The organism is Flavobacterium hibisci, from assembly GCF_020026925.1.
In the GTDB taxonomy this organism is placed as follows: domain Bacteria; phylum Bacteroidota; class Bacteroidia; order Flavobacteriales; family Flavobacteriaceae; genus Flavobacterium; species Flavobacterium hibisci.
Genome location: NZ_JAIQDW010000024.1, coordinates 1 through 18,400 on the forward strand (window position 1 = coordinate 1; position 18,400 = coordinate 18,400).

The 18,400-nt window shown below is 31.8% G+C and carries 20 protein-coding genes; 13 read left to right on the forward strand and 7 right to left on the reverse strand.

The genetic code is table 11. The features are described from left to right. Window positions 1-302: 302 nt before the first annotated feature. On the reverse strand, window positions 303-2,186 hold the full coding sequence (gene htpG, locus K8B81_RS18365) for a molecular chaperone HtpG (protein ID WP_223683012.1): 1,884 nt from the start codon (window positions 2,184-2,186) through the stop codon (window positions 303-305). Between the two features lie 202 nt (window positions 2,187-2,388). Between htpG and K8B81_RS18370 the strand changes: the two genes are divergently transcribed. The 3 genes from K8B81_RS18370 to K8B81_RS18380 all read left to right on the forward strand — a co-directional run bounded on the left by K8B81_RS18370 (window position 2,389) and on the right by K8B81_RS18380 (window position 4,657). Beyond that, window positions 2,389-2,889 carry a lipocalin family protein gene (locus K8B81_RS18370; protein WP_223683013.1) on the forward strand — a complete coding sequence of 167 codons (501 nt, stop codon included), beginning with the start codon at window positions 2,389-2,391 and terminating at the stop codon, window positions 2,887-2,889. A 21-nt stretch (window positions 2,890-2,910) separates the two neighbouring features. After that, window positions 2,911-3,606 carry an OmpA family protein gene (locus tag K8B81_RS18375; RefSeq protein ID WP_223683014.1) on the forward strand — a complete coding sequence of 232 codons (696 nt, stop codon included), beginning with the start codon at window positions 2,911-2,913 and terminating at the stop codon, window positions 3,604-3,606. 103 nt (window positions 3,607-3,709) lie between these two features. Then, window positions 3,710-4,657 (forward strand): ABC transporter ATP-binding protein, encoded by a 948-nt coding sequence (locus tag K8B81_RS18380; protein WP_223683061.1) that lies wholly within the window; start codon window positions 3,710-3,712, stop codon window positions 4,655-4,657. Here K8B81_RS18380 and K8B81_RS18385 read toward each other — a convergent pair. The 4 genes from K8B81_RS18385 to K8B81_RS18400 form a co-directional block, all read right to left on the reverse strand. Continuing rightward, window positions 4,654-4,938: a GNAT family N-acetyltransferase gene (locus tag K8B81_RS18385; RefSeq protein WP_223683015.1), complete on the reverse strand. Its 285-nt coding sequence runs from the start codon at window positions 4,936-4,938 to the stop codon at window positions 4,654-4,656. The genes K8B81_RS18380 and K8B81_RS18385 overlap by 4 nt on opposite strands. 5 nt (window positions 4,939-4,943) lie before the next feature. Continuing rightward, window positions 4,944-5,339 (reverse strand): OsmC family protein, encoded by a 396-nt coding sequence (locus K8B81_RS18390; protein ID WP_223683016.1) that lies wholly within the window; start codon window positions 5,337-5,339, stop codon window positions 4,944-4,946. 3 nt (window positions 5,340-5,342) lie between these two features. After that, on the reverse strand, window positions 5,343-6,224 hold the full coding sequence (locus K8B81_RS18395) for a pirin family protein (protein ID WP_223683017.1): 882 nt from the start codon (window positions 6,222-6,224) through the stop codon (window positions 5,343-5,345). Window positions 6,225-6,389: 165 nt separating this feature from the next. Next, window positions 6,390-7,490, reverse strand: coding sequence for a DNA alkylation repair protein (locus K8B81_RS18400; protein ID WP_223683018.1), 1,101 nt, complete (start codon window positions 7,488-7,490; stop codon window positions 6,390-6,392). Window positions 7,491-7,793: 303 nt separating this feature from the next. Between K8B81_RS18400 and nadC the strand changes: the two genes are divergently transcribed. The 5 genes from nadC (at window position 7,794) to priA (ending at window position 13,307) form a co-directional block, all read left to right on the forward strand. Beyond that, the gene (gene nadC / locus K8B81_RS18405; protein ID WP_223683019.1) at window positions 7,794-8,651 is read left to right on the forward strand and encodes a carboxylating nicotinate-nucleotide diphosphorylase; all 858 of its coding nucleotides are present in this window, start codon (window positions 7,794-7,796) and stop codon (window positions 8,649-8,651) included. Window positions 8,652-8,721: 70 nt separating this feature from the next. Continuing rightward, window positions 8,722-9,642, forward strand: a complete 921-nt coding sequence (locus tag K8B81_RS18410) for a YihY/virulence factor BrkB family protein (RefSeq protein ID WP_223683020.1) — start codon at window positions 8,722-8,724, stop codon at window positions 9,640-9,642. A 4-nt stretch (window positions 9,643-9,646) separates the two neighbouring features. Next, window positions 9,647-10,078, forward strand: a complete 432-nt coding sequence (locus K8B81_RS18415; protein WP_223683021.1) for a DUF2147 domain-containing protein — start codon at window positions 9,647-9,649, stop codon at window positions 10,076-10,078. 9 nt (window positions 10,079-10,087) lie between these two features. Next, window positions 10,088-10,834 carry a subclass B1 metallo-beta-lactamase gene (bla-B1-FLAV, locus tag K8B81_RS18420; protein ID WP_223683022.1) on the forward strand — a complete coding sequence of 249 codons (747 nt, stop codon included), beginning with the start codon at window positions 10,088-10,090 and terminating at the stop codon, window positions 10,832-10,834. 22 nt (window positions 10,835-10,856) lie between these two features. Next, window positions 10,857-13,307: a replication restart helicase PriA gene (gene priA, locus K8B81_RS18425; protein ID WP_223683023.1), complete on the forward strand. Its 2,451-nt coding sequence runs from the start codon at window positions 10,857-10,859 to the stop codon at window positions 13,305-13,307. A 4-nt stretch (window positions 13,308-13,311) separates the two neighbouring features. On the opposite strand, the gene K8B81_RS18430 is transcribed toward priA, so the two are convergent. Then, window positions 13,312-14,007: a LytR/AlgR family response regulator transcription factor gene (locus K8B81_RS18430; RefSeq protein WP_223683024.1), complete on the reverse strand. Its 696-nt coding sequence runs from the start codon at window positions 14,005-14,007 to the stop codon at window positions 13,312-13,314. A 176-nt stretch (window positions 14,008-14,183) separates the two neighbouring features. Here K8B81_RS18430 and rpsF point away from each other — a divergent pair, with 176 nt between their 5' ends. The 5 genes from rpsF to K8B81_RS18455 all read left to right on the forward strand — a co-directional run bounded on the left by rpsF (window position 14,184) and on the right by K8B81_RS18455 (window position 16,949). Further along, complete coding sequence (rpsF, locus tag K8B81_RS18435) at window positions 14,184-14,525, forward strand: 30S ribosomal protein S6 (protein ID WP_007810575.1); 342 nt, start codon at window positions 14,184-14,186, stop codon at window positions 14,523-14,525. 5 nt (window positions 14,526-14,530) lie between these two features. Next, complete coding sequence (gene rpsR, locus K8B81_RS18440; protein ID WP_007138295.1) at window positions 14,531-14,827, forward strand: 30S ribosomal protein S18; 297 nt, start codon at window positions 14,531-14,533, stop codon at window positions 14,825-14,827. A 69-nt stretch (window positions 14,828-14,896) separates the two neighbouring features. Then, window positions 14,897-15,337 carry a 50S ribosomal protein L9 gene (rplI, locus tag K8B81_RS18445; RefSeq protein ID WP_223683025.1) on the forward strand — a complete coding sequence of 147 codons (441 nt, stop codon included), beginning with the start codon at window positions 14,897-14,899 and terminating at the stop codon, window positions 15,335-15,337. 87 nt (window positions 15,338-15,424) lie between these two features. After that, the gene (locus K8B81_RS18450) at window positions 15,425-16,123 is read left to right on the forward strand and encodes a hypothetical protein (protein WP_223683026.1); all 699 of its coding nucleotides are present in this window, start codon (window positions 15,425-15,427) and stop codon (window positions 16,121-16,123) included. Window positions 16,124-16,475: 352 nt separating this feature from the next. Next, the gene (locus K8B81_RS18455; RefSeq protein ID WP_223683027.1) at window positions 16,476-16,949 is read left to right on the forward strand and encodes a DUF6495 family protein; all 474 of its coding nucleotides are present in this window, start codon (window positions 16,476-16,478) and stop codon (window positions 16,947-16,949) included. 270 nt (window positions 16,950-17,219) lie between these two features. Here the strand turns inward: K8B81_RS18455 and K8B81_RS18460 are convergent, their stop codons facing one another. Further along, on the reverse strand, window positions 17,220-18,317 hold the full coding sequence (locus tag K8B81_RS18460) for an IS4 family transposase (protein ID WP_223683028.1): 1,098 nt from the start codon (window positions 18,315-18,317) through the stop codon (window positions 17,220-17,222). Window positions 18,318-18,400: the final 83 nt, after the last annotated feature.

Here is an 18,400-nt window from a genome sequence, read left to right on the forward strand (position 1 = left end):
CTTATCCCATATTGCGTTAGGGATGGAAGCGGCATCCTTTTGTGAGTCTTTAAATATTCTTGTATATCCAAAACATCCCCGAACAAAAGATACAGCGGACAGCCAGACCCATAGGGTAACGCCATAAAGATATAGATACTAAAAAGTTCAAATCAAATAGTAATACCTAAATAATCTTAGATATTATTAAAAAAGCTTTTTTATATAGGCTGATATTAAAAAATTATAATACAGATTTTTAAAATAAAAAAACCTGCAAATGTAAGTTTGCAGGTTTAATAATTATTATGATTTAAATATGTTTATTTAATTAAATCAAAACTTCTTTTTACAAAAGCTGTAAGTTCTTCTCCTTTTAATAAGTTTTGAGATAATTTGGCAAGATCTAAAGCTTGTTTGACCAAATTTTCCTGAGTTGATTTGTCTTCGGTATTTAAAATATTGGAAGCTAAATCAGAATTAGTGTTTACTACTAAATTGTACATTTCCGGCATGTTACCCATTCCGAACATTCCACCACCACCTGACTGACTCATTTCTTTCATTCTGCGCATAAATTCTGGCTGAGTGATTATAAATGGTGCGGCTTGACTGTCCATCGCTTCTAATTGAACAGAATATGCTTTTGGAATGTAAGCTTCTAATGAAGTTTTTAAAGTTTCTTTTTCTTCATCAGATAATTTAGAAATTGTATTCTCATCCTTTTTAATTAGATTGTCAATGTGATCAGAATCTACACGAACAAAAGTTAGATCTCTGTTGTCACCTTCTATTTTTTGAATTAAATGCGAAATAATTGGAGAATCTAAAAGTAATACTTCATACCCCTTTTCTTTTGCTGTTTGAATATAAGAGTGCTGAGCATCTTTATTTCCTGCATATAGAACTACAAGTTTCCCGTCTTTATCTGTTTGATTTTCTTTTATCTTCTCTTTTAATTCTTCAAGAGTAAAATACGTGTCATCTACAGTCGGGTACAATACAAATGCACCAGCTTTTTCGTAGAATTTATCCTCAGAAAGCATTCCATATTCTAAAACAATTTTGATATCGTTCCATTTTTGCTCAAAATCAGAACGGTTTTCATTAAATAATGCTTTTAATTTATCGGCAACTTTACGAGTAATATAATTTGAAATTTTCTTTACTGCACCATCAGCTTGTAATCCTGAACGAGAGACATTCAATGGAATATCCGGAGAATCGATAACTCCTTTTAACATTGTTAAAAATTCAGGTACAATTCCTTCAACATTGTCGGTAACATAAACCTGATTTTGGTACAATTGAATCTTATCTTTCTGAATTTGCATATCAGAACCTAATTTAGGAAAGTATAAAATCCCTGTTAAGTTAAATGGATAATCAACATTTAAATGAATATTGAATAACGGTTCTTCAAATTGCATTGGATACAATTCTCTGTAGAATTTTTTGTAATCTTCATCAGATAATTCAGAAGGTTGTTTTGTCCAGGCAGGATTTGGATTATTAATGATGTTGTCAGTTTCTACAGTTTCATTAACGTAATCTTCAGGTGCATCTTCTGGTTTTGGAAGTGTTTCTGTTCTGGTTCCGAATTTAATCGGAATAGGCATGAATTTATTATATTTATTCAATAACCCACTAATTTTAGAATCTTCTAAAAACTCAAGAGAATCTTCTGCAATATGCAAAATAATTTCAGTACCGCGTGAAGTTTTGTCAGCTGGTTCTAAAGTAAATTCAGGGCTTCCGTCACAAGTCCAGTGTGCAGCTGGTTCATCTTTATACGATTTTGTAATGATTTCAACTTTTTCAGCCACCATAAAAGCAGAGTAGAAGCCAAGACCAAAATGTCCGATGATTCCGGAATCTTTCGCAGAGTCTTTATATTTGTCTAAAAACTCCTCAGCACCAGAAAAAGCTACCTGATTAATGTATTTTTCAACTTCATCAGCTGTCATTCCTAAACCTTGATCGATAATGTGGATTTTTTTACCTTCTTTATCCACTTTAACTTCAATAATTGGATTTCCGTACTCTACTTTTGCTTCCCCAATGCTAATCAGGTGTTTTAATTTTAAAGTAGCATCTGTACCATTCGATACCAGCTCACGTAAGAAGATTTCGTGATCGCTATATAAGAACTTTTTGATTAAGGGAAAGATGTTTTCTACGGAAACATTAATTTTACCTGTTGTCATATTTTTTTAATTTTTTAGTTTAATTAGATGATTTTCACTTATTCAAATTAAATACCAATTTTTTTATAATGACAAAATGTCGCATATGTTAATTTTGAAAGAAAATAATAGGATTTTGGAACTCAATATATTTTAATGAATCGTATCTTTGTGATACAATAATTGTTAAATGTGTAAGTAATAACTTAAATAATTCTACAAAATGAAGAAATTTATTTTCATTTGCATGATGTCCACGATCTTATTTGCGTGTAAATCAGCTTCATCAACTACTGCTTCAACAGAAACAGAAATTTCAAAAAAACTTGACAGACCAACTCAAGTAGCTATCAAAGGAAACTGGGTGCTTACAAATGTTTCTTATGCAGGATCTGATTATATCAAAGTTAATTCTTTTGACCTTGCAGATTCTAAATGTTTTATAGGAAGTACCTGGAATTTTATTTCAAATAATAATAAAGGTACGATGACATTGAATTCTCCGAGTTGTACGGCCTTTACTTCTCCAATTGTATGGAGTATTAATAATCAAGGACTTTTTGTGTTGAAAATTGTTGATCCGGGAACAAAATCAAAAAATGTGAGAACAGGATACTTGCTAAAAGTGGCAGGATTAACTGATAATTCATTTCAGTTGATTGATACAATTAATGTTGGTGGACAATCTAAAGATGTCACTTACCAATTTCAAAGAGCTAATTAATTTTAAAGAAGAATAAAAAAGATGAAAAAGATAACAGTTTTAGGATTGAGCAGCTTACTTGTATTAGTTAGTTTGTTTGCAGGCTGCGATTCAGTTAAAAATGCTAATAATACTCAAAAGGGTGCCGGAATTGGTGCCGTTGCAGGAGGTGTAATTGGAGCTGTATTAGGAAATAATTTAGGTAAAGGTGGAAACGCTGCTCTGGGAGCCGCAATTGGAGCTGCTGTTGGTGGAGGTACCGGAGCACTTATTGGAAATAAAATGGACAAACAGGCTCGTGAAATTGATCAGGCTTTGCCAGGTGCTGATGTAGAACGTGTAGGTGAAGGTATTCACTTAACTCTTAACGAAAATGCTGTTCGCTTTGATACCAATAAATCAACTTTGACTTCTCAGGCAAAAGCAAACTTAGATAAATTAGTTCCGGTATTTAATGAGTACGGAGATACTGATATTCAAATTTTTGGATATACGGACAATACTGGTAAACCAGAATATAATTTAACTCTTTCAGGACAAAGAGCTGCATCTGTTAAAGCTTATTTAGTTTCAAAAGGATTACAATCAAGTCGTTTTAAGACATCAGGTTTAGGAATTGCTGATCCGATTGCATCTAATGAAACTGTTGAAGGAAGATCTCAAAACCGTCGTGTTGAGTTTGCGATTACTGCAAATGATAAAATGGTCAATGAGGCTAAAGCGCAGGCTGGAAAATAATTAAATTGCAATAAAATTTATTAAAAGCTGTTTCTTAATTGAAGCAGCTTTTTTTTGCCTTTCGAAATTAAACATTGTAAATTTGAACTCTCAATTAGAACACATGCTTGACATTCAAAATATTTCATTTTCGTACACTGATAAACCGGTTATAAAAAACGTTTCTTTCGCCATAAATAAAGGTGAAAATATTGCTATTATTGGCGAAAGCGGCTGTGGAAAAAGCACGCTTTTAAAACTAATATATGGACTGTATGATCTGGATGAAGGAAAAATTTTTTATGAAGGCAAACCAGTTTTAGGTCCAAAATATAACTTAATACCAGGAATGCCTTACATGAAATATCTGGCTCAGGATTTTGATTTATCTCCTTATGAAACAGTTGCTGAAAACGTAGGAAAGTTTCTTTCTAATGGTTTTGCTAATATGAAAAAGCTGCGTGTTCAGGAGCTTTTAGAAATGGTTGAGATGGAGCAGTTTTCAAATGTTAAAGCAAAATTTTTAAGTGGCGGACAGCAGCAAAGAGTAGCATTAGTTCGTGTTTTGGCATTAGAACCTGAAGTGATTTTGCTTGATGAACCTTTTAGCCAGATTGATGCTTTTAGAAAAAATGCTTTACGACGAAATCTGTTCCGGTATTTAAAACAGAAAAAAATTACCTGTATTATTGCTACACATGACAGTACAGATGCTTTATCATTTGCCAATGAAGCTATCGTTATGCGCAACGGTGAAATTATTACTAAAGGAAATCCGGCGGAAATTTATACAAATCCATCTTCGAAATATGTTGCATCTCTTTTTGGAGAAGTTAATGAGATTCCAACTCATTTATTGCGACTTTCCGAAGATGAATCTGAAAAATTATTAGTTTATCCGTATCAGTTGATCATGGTTGAGCATTCTGATTTGGAAGTTAAAGTGAGAAGAACGTATTTTAGAGGAAATCACTATTTGATTGAAACTGTTTACAAAAGGCAATTGATATTTTTTGAGAACGAGTTTGATCTACCTCTTGAAATAACTATTTTCTTAGGCCTTAATACTTAACGGAATAATACATCATGAATATCTTCTGTTTTGTCAAAAACACTTTTTGCAAAAGGACAAAGCGGAATAATTTTCAGGCCATTATTTCTGGCGTATTCTACAGCCGCCATAACTAGTTTTTTGCCAACACCCTTTCCGTTAAATTCTTCATTTACTTCAGTATGGTCAATGATGAATTTGGCATCCCCGGCCCAGGTATAGGTCATTTTTCCAGCTTGTTTGTCGTCTTCTATAGCTTCAAAATAGCCTCTTTTGATATCGTTTATTTGTTTAATTTCCATGATAATTAAATTATAGTTGTTTGTATTATAATAGTGTTGGTAAGTGTTTTATGAATTGGACACTTATCGGCAATTATATGCAGTTTTTGTCTTTGGCTTTCATCAATCTCTCCTGTTATTTCAATTTTCCGGGTGAATAAAGAAATATTTTGTTCGCTGTCTTTTTCTAAATCTACTTTGATATCTATTTCCGAAACATTCCATTGTTTTCTGTTGATATACATTCGTAAAGTAATTAAAGTACAGGAAGCTAAAGCAGAAGCCAAAAGTTCAGAAGGACTGAATCCTAAATTTTTCCCTCCAGCTTCCTGTGGTTCGTCTGCGATTACAATATTCCCGCTGGCTGATGTTATTTCGGTGCGATACAATCGTGTATCTATTTTTGCTGATAATGTTTCCATAAGTTATTTAATTCTTGGTTCTGGTAATGGGACAAATTCGGTTTCTCCCGGAACTTTTGGGAAAGTCTGCGATGTCCAGTCTTGTTTGGCTTTCTCTATAAGGTTTTTATCAGAAGATACGAAATTCCAAAAGATAAAATGTTCTTCAGGAAAAGGTTGTCCACCAAAAATGTACACAGTTGAATGGGCTGCAATTTCAAACTCACAAAGCGTACTGTCATGTGTAATCAAAATTTGTTTTGGATCGTAAACGTGTCCACCGCTTGTAATGCTCCCTTCTAAAATATACAGACCACTTTCGCCGAATAAATCTTTTCCGATATTGATTTTTCGAGCTTCTTTGCTTTTAATCTCAATAAAATATAATGGACTGTAAACAGGAACCGGAGATTTTTTCCCGAAAGCTTCACCGGCAATCAGTTTATATGAAACGCCATTTTCTTCCCAGGCAGGAATATCCTGAGCCTCAACATGAGTGAAATTCGGATCCATTTGTTCCAGTTCTTTCGGAAGCGCTACCCAAATCTGTAATCCGTGAAGCATTTTGTCTGAATGTCTTAGATATTCGGGAGTTCTCTCAGAATGGACAATACCTTTTCCGGCTGTCATCCAGTTTACGGCACCTGGTTTTATTTCTAATTCAGTTCCTAAACTATCGCGGTGCATAATGCTTCCTTCAAACAAAAAAGTTAGCGTTGAAAGTCCGATATGCGGATGCGGCGGAACATCCATATTTTGGTATTGATTTAAATGTGCCGGTCCCATATGATCGATGAATACAAATGGTCCAACGGCTCTTTTTTCACGGAAAGGTAATAATCTGCCTACCATAAAATTGCCAATATTGGCAGCACGTTCTTCGATAATTAAACTGATATTTGACATGATTGATTTTATTTGAAAACAAAATTACAGCAGTGGTACGAGTGTGTAACTTAATTTAGATTAAGAAAAGTCATTATAGATTTGTATTTATAAAAATAAGAAATAAAAGACATTGAACTATACAAATTGTAACAAATCAATTCATGCTAAGTTGAGAAATATGTTTTAATCAATTAGTTCAAATTCTAAAACGTCACTTTCAGTTCCGTTAATTATAATTGATAACTGGTGAACTCCCGGATGAAAAACACGGGTTGTAATCAGTTTAAAAGACTGGTTTCTTTCAATTTTTGTTAATTGGTTCGGGGAATAATTTTTCTCACTGATTTTAAACACTTTTTTAGTCAGATGCCCTTTAGCTTTTTTGTAATGAACCGCATATTCTAAACGAACTGTTTTAGGTTCTTCATTTTTGTTGTTTATATGAAAATGAAATTGCAGATAATCTCCAATTTTTACAACAGGTGTTTTGATTTGAAAAGATGAGAGTTCAATATTTGTGCTTTCTAAGCCGTAATGACTTAAAATTTCAGGGTGTCCCTGCTTTAATAAAGTGCGGCATCCATGTTTGATGATTCCATCAGTTTCTTTGCTATGATTTTTCCATCTGGAAGCGATTTCGAGTACAATTTCCGGATTATCTTTTGCAATATCGTTCAAATTATTAGCAACACTTCTGCGGACATATTCGGAAGAATCATTTTTTAAATTTTCTAAAATTGGAAGAATAGAAGTTGGATCTTTTTTTAAAAATGGAATTGCCATTGCCCATGGTAATCTTGGTCGCGAACCTTCACTTGCTAATCGGCGTACATGGTGATTGTCATGTAGAGACCATTTTATCATTTCGTCAATCATTTTTTCTTTATATCTTAAAATAAAAGGACGAACAGCAAACTCACAGCTTATAAACTTGGTTATGGAAACGAAAGCTTTTGCTGAAGTTTCAAAATCATCTAAACCGTACATTTCGATATAATCTGCAAAAAAAATAAAAGCCAGATTGCCATCGGCAAAACTATTTTTCTTTAGGTTCTCTATGATTTTGTCAATTACAGCAACAGCTTCGGGAAAATTTTGAGGCATGAACTGATGCAGGACAACTGTTGTATGTTTCATTCGGTCTTTCCATTCTTTTTGAGCGAAATCACCTTCATAAATAGTTTGGATGAATTTCTGTTTGTTGAATGAAGGAATCACTTCGACGACAGCCTGACCAAATTTTTCGTAAAAAGAAACCGAGTAAATATCTTTAATTAATCCCATAATTTTGTTTGAATGAACCTCAAAGGTATTTAATGTTCTTCTATTTGTCTAGAATTAATATATTAAGTTTATTAAGATTTTTAACTTCAATTTTCTTAATTTCTTAGTTCTTTAAAAAGAAGTATTTAATGTTTTACTATTCAATTAAAAACAGAAAGTTATATTGGAAAGTTGAACTTAAATTTTCTTAATCTGTTAATAGTTAAAATAATTTTTTTGGTATTTTGTATAACTTTTCATGTTATTGAGACTTTTAAATCCCCAAAATAAGTCCTATTTTAGCATCTTATAAAATTTTAGAAAATGATTAGCGAAGCACAATTTCAAACTGAATTACAATTATTGATAAGTAATGCAATTCGGGAAGATGTAGGTCCGGGAGATTTTAGTTCATTGGCATGTATTCCTGATACAGCAAACGGACAAGCTAAATTATTGGTAAAAGACCAGGGTATAATTGCAGGAGTTGAGCTTGCCAAAATGGTATTTCAATATGTTGACCCAAAATTGAAAGTGAAAACTTTTATAGAAGACGGTTCTCACGTGGAATATGGCGAAGTTGTTTTTGAAGTTTCAGGAAGTTCACAAGCTATTTTGAAGGCTGAAAGAGTGGTTTTGAACACCATGCAGCGCATGTCTGCTATTGCTACCAAAACAAATCATTTGATGCAGCTTTTGGAAGGAACTGGTGCTAAAATATTAGATACACGCAAAACAACTCCCAATTTCAGAGTGGCCGAAAAATGGGCAGTAAAAATCGGGGGCGGAGAAAATCATCGTTTTGCTTTGTATGATATGATAATGTTAAAAGATAATCATATTGATTTTGCAGGAGGAATTACATTAGCAATAAATAAAACAAAAGAATATTTGAAAGCTAATAATCTGGATTTAAAGATTATTGTTGAGGCCAGAAATCTGGATGAAATCCGTGAAATCTTATTGAGCGACGGAGTTCACAGAATTTTAATTGATAACTTTAATTATGAAGATACGAAAACGGCGGTAGCATTAATTGGTAACAAATGCCAGACAGAATCTTCAGGTAACATTAGCGAAAAAACGATTCGGGAATATGGGCTTTGCGGTGTAAATTATATTTCATCAGGTGCTTTGACACATTCAGTTTATAATATGGATCTTAGTTTAAAAGCTTTCTAGAAACAACTTATCGTAGTACATTAGAGTTTGTAATCTAAAATTTAGACTCAACTAACTAAAACTATAATACATGTCGCAGGAAATAGGAGATCGTTTAGAAAAAATGCCAGTTGTGCGTTTTTTGGTTCGATTTTTAAAGAATATTAAATTACCATGGTTAGAAGGTTTTTCGTTGTATGACTTACTCGAAATGTATATTTTGGGTATCCTGGAAGGGGCTTTTTCATACCATGCCAGTGCAGTATCGTTTAGTTTCTTTATGGCTTTATTTCCTTTTGCACTATTCATCCTGAATTTGATTCCTTATATTCCAATTGAAGGATTTCAGAATGATTTTCTGCAATTTGTGCAACAGGGAGTTCCGCCAAATACTTACGATGCTATTAGTAAAATTATCAGTGATATTTTAAACAATAGTCACTCAGGCTTATTGTCATCGGGATTTTTGCTTTCAATTTTTTTGATGGCAAATGGTATTAACGGTATTCTTAGCGGTTTCGAATCGTCTAAGCATGTTTTTGATAAGCGCGGCTTCTTTAGTCAATATTTAGTAGCTATTGCGATTTCGCTTGTAATGACGATTATATTATTTGTAACTGTTGCTACAATTGTTGTTTTTGAGGTGTTCATTCAAAAAACGATGATTCAGGATGTACTGAGCGACCGAATTCCTTTGATTATTTTAGGAAGATATTTATTTGTTATGCTTATGATTTTGATAACAACTTCAATATTATTGCGTTATGGAACCAGACAATATAATAAGGTGCCTTTTATTAGTATCGGGTCAGTTTTTACAACAGTATTAATTGTTATATCTTCGTTCTTTTTTGGGATTTGGGTTATAAAATTTTCAAAATACAACGAACTTTATGGTTCTATTGGCACATTATTAATTCTAATGTTTTATATTTGGATAAACTGTATGATACTGTTGCTGGGGTTTGAACTCAATGCTTCGATCAGGAAATTAAGACAAAAAAATAAATAGGATTATGAAAAATTTGATATTAGCCATTAGTGTTTTTTTTCTAACGTTAAATACTGTTCAGGCGCAAAGTGTGGTTGGGAAATGGAAAACAATTGATGATGAAACTGGTGAAGCAAAATCAATAGTAGAGATTTATGAAAAATCTGGAAAAATATACGGAAAGGTTGTAGATATACTACGTGCTGATCATAAAAAAGATGTATGTACAAAGTGTGATGGAGCCGAAAAAAATAAGCCTATTTTAGGTATGATAATTATTAACGGGCTTAAAAAAGACGGGGCTGAGTATAATGGAGGAACAATTTTAGATCCAACAAATGGAAAAAAATACAAGTGCTATATTACTCTCGATTCTGCTGATAAATTAAAACTACGTGGTTATATTGGAATTTCTATTGTAGGAAGAACACAATACTGGGCGCGAGTTAAAAATTAATTCAATAAAATGCGAAATTTAGCATCCATAATTTTATTCTTAGCAATACTATTTGATAGCTTCGGACAATCTAAGAATTCACCATTACAAATAAGTCATCTTGCAGGTGGCTTTTATATTTATAAGACGTTTCATGATTACAAAGGAACACTGGTTTCTGCAAATGGTATGTATCTTGTGACAGGTAAAGGTGTTGTTTTGTTTGATGCACCCTGGGATGAAACACAGTATCAGCCTTTGTTAGATAGTATAAAAGCAAAGCACAATAAAAATGTAGTAATGTATTTTGCAACACATTCTCATGAAGATCGGGCAGGAGGTTTGAATTTTTACAGACAAAAAGGAATTAAAACGTATACCATTAAAGCGACAGATCAAATCCTTAAGATTGAAAACAAAAAAAAAGCCGAATTTATAATTCCGAATGATACTACTTTTACAGTAGGACAACACACCTTTGAAGTTTATTACCCAGGAAAAGGACATACTCCGGATAATATTGTAGTTTGGTTTGATAAAGAGAAAGTGCTTTATGGAGGCTGTTTTGTTAAAAGTACAGAAGCAAAAGATTTAGGCTACCTGGGCGATGCTGATGTGAAAGAATGGGAGAAATCAATCCAAAAGGTACAAGCGAAATTTAAGAATCCATTTTATATTATTCCTGGTCATGATGATTGGACGAATAAAGAATCTCTGAAACATACTTTGGATATGGTCCGGAAATATAATGTGGTACAAACTTCGGGTAAAAAATAATTCATCAATTTAAAATAATTACATGTTTTTTGTCGAAGTTGTTTTACCGCTTTCTTTAGCTAAAACTTTTACGTATCGCATTTCTGAAGCTGAATTCCATTTTATTAAAAAAGGAATGAGGGTAGCAGTACCTTTTGGCAAAAGCAAAATTTACACAGCATTGGTTATTGATCTGCATCAAAATGAACCAGGCTTGTATGAAGCGAAAGAAATCCATCAGATATTAGACGAAAAGCCAATTGCAACAGAAATCCAGATTAAACACTGGCTTTGGATAGCAAACTATTATATGTGTGGAATTGGAGATGTGTATCGAGGGGCGTTTCCTGTTGGGTTATTGCTGGAAAGTGAAACGATTATTTCGCATAAACCAAATGTTACGGTAAAGGATAGTGAACTTTCTGATGATGAATTTTTGATTTATGAAGCTTTACACCATCAAAGTTCACTTAAGGTTCAGGATATCATTTCAATTCTGAATAAGAAAAATATACTTCCGGTTCTTCAAAAAATGATTTCAAAAGATATTATTGTTTTAGAAGAAGAAATAAAAGAAAGTTATAAGCCAAAATTGGTCCGCTATGTAAAACTGCATTCGAAATATGAATCGGACAGTGGTTTGAATGAATTGTTAGAAATACTGAAAAATGCCAATAAACAGAAAGAAATTGTTTTAGCCTATTTTCAAATTAGTGCTTCAGAAAAAAAGCCTATTACAGTAAAAAAATTGACTGAGGTTTCAAATTCGACACCTACAGTTGTAAAAGCATTAATTGAAAAAGAAATTTTTGAAGAATATTATCTACAGCATGACAGAGTTTCTTTTGAAGGAAGTGTCTCAGAGAAACAATTATTGTTAAGCAAAGCTCAGGATACAGCTTTAAATGAAATTAAAAATAGCTTATCAGAAAAAGAGGTTTGTCTGCTTCATGGTGTTACTTCAAGCGGCAAAACAGAAATATATATTAAGTTAATTGAGGAATATTTAGTAACAGGAAAACAAGTTTTATATCTTTTACCTGAAATTGCACTTACGACACAATTAGTTTCTCGTTTGCGACTTCATTTTGGGGATAAAGTAGCTATTTTTCATTCTAAATACAGTAATAATGAAAGAGTAGAAGTATGGAGACAGACACTCGAAAACTCAGAAAAGGCTCAAATTGTAATAGGGGCGAGATCAGCTTTGTTTTTACCTTTTAATAATCTGGGTTTATTGATTGTTGATGAAGAACATGAACAGACTTTCAAGCAGACTGATCCTGCCCCAAGATATCATGCCCGTGACGCAGCAATAGTTTTGGCTAATTTTCATAGTGCCAAAGTACTTTTAGGATCTGCAACTCCAAGTATTGAAACTTATTATAATACTCAAATTGAAAAATTTGGTTTGGTTACGATTATAGAACGTTATAATAATGTCCGAATGCCGGAAGTTGTTTTGGTAGATTTAAAAGACAAGCATTTTAGGAAAAGAATGACAGGACACTTTAGCGACCTTCTAATTGAAGAAATTGCTGAAGCATTGTCTTTAGGAGAACAAGTGATTTTGTTTCAGAACAGGAGGGGTTATTCTCCTGTAATAGAATGCTTAACCTGTGGTCATGTGCCGCATTGTCAGCAATGCAATGTAAGTTTGACTTATCATAAACACAAAAATCAACTTCGTTGTCATTATTGCGGTTATTCAATAGCAAAGCCAACAAATTGTCATAGTTGTTCCAGTATTGACTTGACTACAAAAGGTTTTGGTACAGAACAAATAGAACAAGAACTGCTCTCTCTTTTTCCGAAAGCTAAAACTGGAAGGATGGATCAGGATACAACCCGCGGAAAATTTGGTTTTGAAAAAATCATAGATACTTTTAAAAATAGAGAAATAGATATTCTAGTTGGAACCCAAATGCTCGCCAAAGGACTTGATTTTGATAATGTAAGTCTGGTCGGAATTATGAATGCCGATAATATGCTGCATCATCCTGATTTTAGAGCTTTTGAACGTAGTTTTCAGATGATGACACAAGTTGCAGGAAGAGCCGGAAGATCTGAAAAACAAGGAAAAGTGGTGATTCAGACTTATAATCCAAATCATAATACAATTCAGCAGGTTACGATGCATAATTATGCAGGTATGTATAAGGAACAATTGTATGACAGGAAAATCTATAAATACCCTCCTTATTTCAGAATTATAAAACTGACTTTAAGACACCGTGATTTTGATAAATTAAAAGAAGGTACTATGTGGATGTATCAGGTTTTAAACCAAAATTTGAATATGCCTGTGTTGGGTCCTGAAGAACCGGCAATTAACAGGATAAGAAACGAATATATCAGAACAATTTTAATTAAGATTCCGCACAATATTCCTTTAGGAGCAACAAAAAAAACTATTCAGAAAATCTTGAATAGTTTTGAAGCAGTTCCGCAATACAGAGCTATAAAGGTAGTTGTAAATGTAGATTTTTACTAGTTATTTAAGGCGTTGACAACGCTCTTACTAAGTCTTCTTTTTTGTTTCGGCTAAGAGGAATCTTAGTGATGCCAATTTCTGCAAATTTGCTGTTGAAGCGTTCCACTTTATCAATGTTAATGATATATGATTTATGAACACGGATAAATTTTTCTTTTGATAAATCATTCTCAAAAGATTTCATTGTTGACAATACCAAATTGCTGTCATCTTCAGTAACAACTCTTACGTAATCTCCAAATGCTTCAATCCATTTGATTTTTGATGTGAAAATTTTAAGTTTCTTAAGGTTGCTTTTGATAAAAATGTGTTCGCCTTCTTCTTCCTTTACTTCTTTTTTAAGTATATGCATATCAATTGCCCTTTTCACAGAAGCATTAAAACGCTCAACGGCTATAGGTTTTTGCAGATAATCTGTAGCATCATAGTCAAAAGCCTTCAATGCGTATTCAGCTTTAGAAGTAATAAATATAATCTGAGGTTTAGATTTTAAACCATCAAGAAAGTCAAAGCCATTAATAACAGGCATTTCAATATCCAGAAATATTAAATCGATATTGTTTAAAGACATGCAACTTTTTGCCTCGATTGCATTAGAAAAATCACCAATAAGGTGTAAGCCAGGATGATTGTTGACTAATTTTGCAATAATTGCCCTCTGTATAGAACTATCATCTACAACAACACAGTTTAGTTTCATAAGAGTTTAGATTTAATAAATTCAAGTTTACAATAGTAAATGTATTATTTTTTTAGAAAAAAAACTAAGATGGAAGCCTGTTTTTTGCATTTCAACGAATAAAAGAAAAAAAATGTTGGTTATTCAAATATAATGGTTACTTTTGCACCCAATTTTAACAAATAAATATTGTATTTATGAATCATTATGAAACTGTTTTCATTTTAAATCCCGTTTTATCTGAAGTTCAGGTAAAGGAAACAGTAACGAAATTTGAAGAATTTCTTACTAGTAGAGGAGCTGAAATGGTATCGAAAGAGGATTGGGGCCTTAAAAAAATGGCTTACGAAATCCAAAACAAAAAAAGTGGTTTTTATCACTTATTCGAATTCAAAGTAGCTGGAGAAGTTCTGATTGCTTTTGAAACTGAATTCAGACGTGACGAAAGAGTTATGCGTTTTCTGACTGTAAGTCTTGATAAACATGCTATTTCATGGGCTGAAAGAAGAAGAGCTAAACTTAAATCTACAAAAGCTTAATTATTATGGCAACATTACAACAATCTGCTTCAGGGAAAAAAGACGGAGATATCAGATATCTAACGCCTTTAAACATAGAAACTAACAAAACTAAAAAGTATTGTCGTTTCAAAAAATCAGGAATCAAATATATCGATTATAAAGATGCTGATTTCTTATTGAAATTCGTTAATGAGCAAGGAAAAATTCTTCCTCGTCGTTTAACAGGAACTTCATTAAAATACCAAAGAAAAGTTTCTGTAGCTGTAAAAAGAGCCCGTCACTTAGCTTTAATGCCATACGTGGCCGATTTATTAAAATAGTATAAAAAAACTCTAGTCGCTGGTTTCTGTAAGGCAGAACCTAACTTCTAAAATTATAAGGACAACAACATGGAAATTATTTTAAAACAAGACGTACAAAACTTAGGATTTAAAGATGATGTAGTATCTGTAAAACCTGGTTACGGTCGTAACTTTTTAATTCCTCAGGGTTTTGCTACTTTAGCAACTCCTTCTGCTAAAAAAGTTTTAGCTGAAAACCTAAAACAAAGAGCACACAAGGAAGCTAAAGTTGTTGCTGATGCAAAAGCGTTAGCTGAAACTTTAAAATCTCTTGAAATTAAACTTACTGCTAAAGCTGGTGGAGAGAAACTTTTTGGTTCTATCACAAACATCGATATTGCAGAAGCTTTAGAGAAATCAGGTAATGCTATTGATAGAAAATTCATCACTAGCGGTATCGTAAAACGTACTGGAAAATACTCGGCAAGCATCCGTTTACACAGAGATGTTATTGTTGATTTGCCATATGAAATTGTTGCTGAAAAGTAATAGTTTATATATAAAATTAAAATCCCGTTTCATTCTAAAAAATGAATTCGGGATTTTTTTTATATTTATACTTTAGAAATGTTTAATATGACTAAAGCAAATAAAATTGAGGTATTGAATATAATTTTGATTCTAATATCTTTGCTTCTGTCTATAATGCTTCCATTTGAACTTTTTCTTTTTTCTTACGCGGTTTTAGGGCCATTGCATTACCTGACTGAAATTAATTGGCTCCATCAAAAGAATTATTTTATTCAGGACAGAAAATATATCTCGATTTTAATGGTGATTACTGTAGTAATCACTTTTCTTATGCTTTTTAAATATTTAAAATTAGAAGCTTTTTTTTCTAGTTATTTAAATAGCTATTTTGTGTTGTTGTTTGGTGTTTTGATTGTTTCTAGTTTAATATTTTCTATAGGATTGGTGTTTTTTAAAGAATCTAAAAAGATTTTTGCGGCCTTTATTTTCGCTTTTACATTTGGGTTATTGTTTCTTAAAACCTCACCCTTTTATTTTTTTATTATAAGTATCTTTTTACCAACGATTATTCATGTTTATTTTTTTACGCTATTATTTATTATTGTTGGAACTCTAAAAAATCGTTCTGTTTATGGTGTAATTACAATTGTTCTTTTTGTTTTGATTCCTCTGTTTATTTCGTATAATCCCTTTTTGTCTGTATTTCATACATCTGAATCAGTGAAAGATATGTTTTTAGAGACTGGTTTTAAAAATATTATTGTTTCTTTAAACCAAATTTTAAATAATATTTTCATACTTTGACTTTAATTCTGTTCTAGTTATAAAAATTCAAACATTTATTGCTTTTTCATATACCTATCATTATTTGAATTGGTTTTCTAAAACATCAATAATTGGATGGTGTAGTGGCATTTCTAAACCTTATTTAGTGTCAATTTTGATTTTATGGCTAACATCAGTGATTTTGTATGTTTACAGTTATAGGATTGGTGTTATAGTTTTGTATTTCTTAAGTATGCTTCATGTTATTGCTGAATTTCCGTTAAATGTTGTTTCAATAAGAGAAGTCTTTTTCTTAAGAAAGTCTCTCATTAACTTTTAAAAGTATAAATTTGCAAGCTTAAAAAAAAAGTAAGCGTTTTATATTTAGAAAATGAAATATATAAGATTAACAAAAGAACAATTTGAGGAATTACATGCAGAATTTACCAGCTTTTTAGCTGCACAGGCTATCGATAAAGCGGAGTGGGATTCTTTAAAATTAAATAAGCCGGAAGTTGCCGAACAGGAATTGGATGTTTTTTCGGATTTAATTTGGGAAGGTGTTTTGTCAAGAGCAGAATTTTTAGAACATTTTTCTAAAAATCATATATTTTTATTTCAGTGTTTTGAAACTTATGTGCAATCTATTGTATTGAAATCTTTGGTTGTTGAAATTGATTTCCTGACTAAAGATGGTTTGCAATGGTTAAGTGATAATATGTTTACAGATGCGATAGAAATGAAAAGGGGAAAAAAAATTTTTACTGAAGATCGAAACTCTTCTATTTTTGAGTTGATAAAACAAGGGGCTTTTTTAAGTGATGGGCAGTTATTTAAACAAATTAATTCAATTTTGGAATCTTAGTGGTTTTTATTCTGATACTTAGATAGTTATATTTTTTTTGTTTTTTTTGAAGTTTTCTAATGTTTTTAACTTTTGTTTAATCTTTTTTCTATTTCTATACCCGTATTTTTACCTGCTTCTTTCAATTCTCTTCAATTTAATTCCATATTAGTTTTAATTTTTTTATTGAGCGAATAAATTACTTATACTGGGAGGAATTCTCTTTGAAAATAAATTTTTTATTTTTAATAAATTGATTTAAAACAGGATAAATATTTTTTTTAATTTTTTTTAAGTACATGACAAAAAGCAAAACATATTGTTTTCCAAAGATTTAAATCCTGTCAAAAGAAATTTTGACAAATAATCTAATCCATACTTGAAAACACTTACTGCTCTTCTGCCATGTTTTTTTATTATTATTTTCTGGATGCATTCATCCAAATAGTCGCCAATTTTATAACACCATACAAAAGCAATCATTGTTAGAGAAAATAGTTTTTCTAATCTTTTTAAATCCGTCACATGTGTGTCTTCTATGTTAAAACCACTACTTTTTAAACCTCTAAAAAGAGTTTCAATTTGCCATCTTCGTTTATAATAAACCATTGCTTGTTCTGGTTTATTGAATGATACAATAATTAAAAATTCTATTTTTCCATCCCTAGCAATGGTCTTGCTCCCAGAAAGATAGCATTTTTGACCATGTAACTCCACAATTCTCGGGTAGTGGTAAAACTCGCCTATTTTTAAATTATTGAATAACCAAAAAGCCTTAATCTCTTCCTGTTTTTGATAAGAATAAATTTTGAAATTATTTCTGATTCTAATATAATACCTAATATTGTTTTGGTTTAGAAACTCTAACCATTTATCCCCAAAAAACTCTCTATCAGCCAAGAGACAATCTATACTTTGCCTCCCGAACCATTCTATGTAGGTTTTGATTAAATCAATCCTCTCTTGTATATCTGAATTTCCTCGTTTATCCAACATTTTGAACATCAATGGAAATGCAACATTTTTATAACTGACTCCCAACATTAGAATGTTGATATTTTTAGTTCCGAACTTCCAATTGGTTCTATCTAAGACCAATACCAAATCACATTTTACTGGTAATATATTGAATATCAAAGAAAAAACTATTTTCATAGGAAAGTCAAATTCCTTCATGAATCTTTGGACCCTCCTATAAGAGCTATTTTTATTGGCGGTTGTATCAAATCCCGATGCTAACCTATCATAATTAACTGTTTTTATTTTGCATAAAGCCGTTATAAATAAACAAATGAGCTTGACCCTTGCTAAATTGAGTTTCCCTTTGAAATGACCTTGTAAAACTGAAATAAGCTCTGTATCTTTACCCTCAAGACTGGTATTCTTCATTATAAAAATTATGTCGTAATAATTCTATAATGTACGAAATATCAGTCTTTTTTGCAAATTAATTAACCTGTATATTATTGATT

Coding starts and splice junctions, on each gene's coding strand:
- K8B81_RS18380 (WP_223683061.1), top strand. CDS start 3,710: ATGCTTGACATTCAAAATATTTCATTTTCGTACACTGATAAACCGGTT.
- K8B81_RS18375 (WP_223683014.1), top strand. CDS start 2,911: ATGAAAAAGATAACAGTTTTAGGATTGAGCAGCTTACTTGTATTAGTT.
- K8B81_RS18400 (WP_223683018.1), bottom strand. CDS start 7,490: ATGGGATTAATTAAAGATATTTACTCGGTTTCTTTTTACGAAAAATTT.
- K8B81_RS18415 (WP_223683021.1), top strand. CDS start 9,647: ATGAAAAATTTGATATTAGCCATTAGTGTTTTTTTTCTAACGTTAAAT.
- K8B81_RS18410 (WP_223683020.1), top strand. CDS start 8,722: ATGTCGCAGGAAATAGGAGATCGTTTAGAAAAAATGCCAGTTGTGCGT.
- K8B81_RS18450 (WP_223683026.1), top strand. CDS start 15,425: ATGACTAAAGCAAATAAAATTGAGGTATTGAATATAATTTTGATTCTA.
- htpG (WP_223683012.1), bottom strand. CDS start 2,186: ATGACAACAGGTAAAATTAATGTTTCCGTAGAAAACATCTTTCCCTTA.
- rplI (WP_223683025.1), top strand. CDS start 14,897: ATGGAAATTATTTTAAAACAAGACGTACAAAACTTAGGATTTAAAGAT.
- priA (WP_223683023.1), top strand. CDS start 10,857: ATGTTTTTTGTCGAAGTTGTTTTACCGCTTTCTTTAGCTAAAACTTTT.
- K8B81_RS18455 (WP_223683027.1), top strand. CDS start 16,476: ATGAAATATATAAGATTAACAAAAGAACAATTTGAGGAATTACATGCA.
- K8B81_RS18385 (WP_223683015.1), bottom strand. CDS start 4,938: ATGGAAATTAAACAAATAAACGATATCAAAAGAGGCTATTTTGAAGCT.
- K8B81_RS18460 (WP_223683028.1), bottom strand. CDS start 18,317: ATGAAGAATACCAGTCTTGAGGGTAAAGATACAGAGCTTATTTCAGTT.
- bla-B1-FLAV (WP_223683022.1), top strand. CDS start 10,088: ATGCGAAATTTAGCATCCATAATTTTATTCTTAGCAATACTATTTGAT.
- K8B81_RS18395 (WP_223683017.1), bottom strand. CDS start 6,224: ATGTCAAATATCAGTTTAATTATCGAAGAACGTGCTGCCAATATTGGC.
- K8B81_RS18390 (WP_223683016.1), bottom strand. CDS start 5,339: ATGGAAACATTATCAGCAAAAATAGATACACGATTGTATCGCACCGAA.
- nadC (WP_223683019.1), top strand. CDS start 7,794: ATGATTAGCGAAGCACAATTTCAAACTGAATTACAATTATTGATAAGT.
- rpsF (WP_007810575.1), top strand. CDS start 14,184: ATGAATCATTATGAAACTGTTTTCATTTTAAATCCCGTTTTATCTGAA.
- rpsR (WP_007138295.1), top strand. CDS start 14,531: ATGGCAACATTACAACAATCTGCTTCAGGGAAAAAAGACGGAGATATC.
- K8B81_RS18430 (WP_223683024.1), bottom strand. CDS start 14,007: ATGAAACTAAACTGTGTTGTTGTAGATGATAGTTCTATACAGAGGGCA.
- K8B81_RS18370 (WP_223683013.1), top strand. CDS start 2,389: ATGAAGAAATTTATTTTCATTTGCATGATGTCCACGATCTTATTTGCG.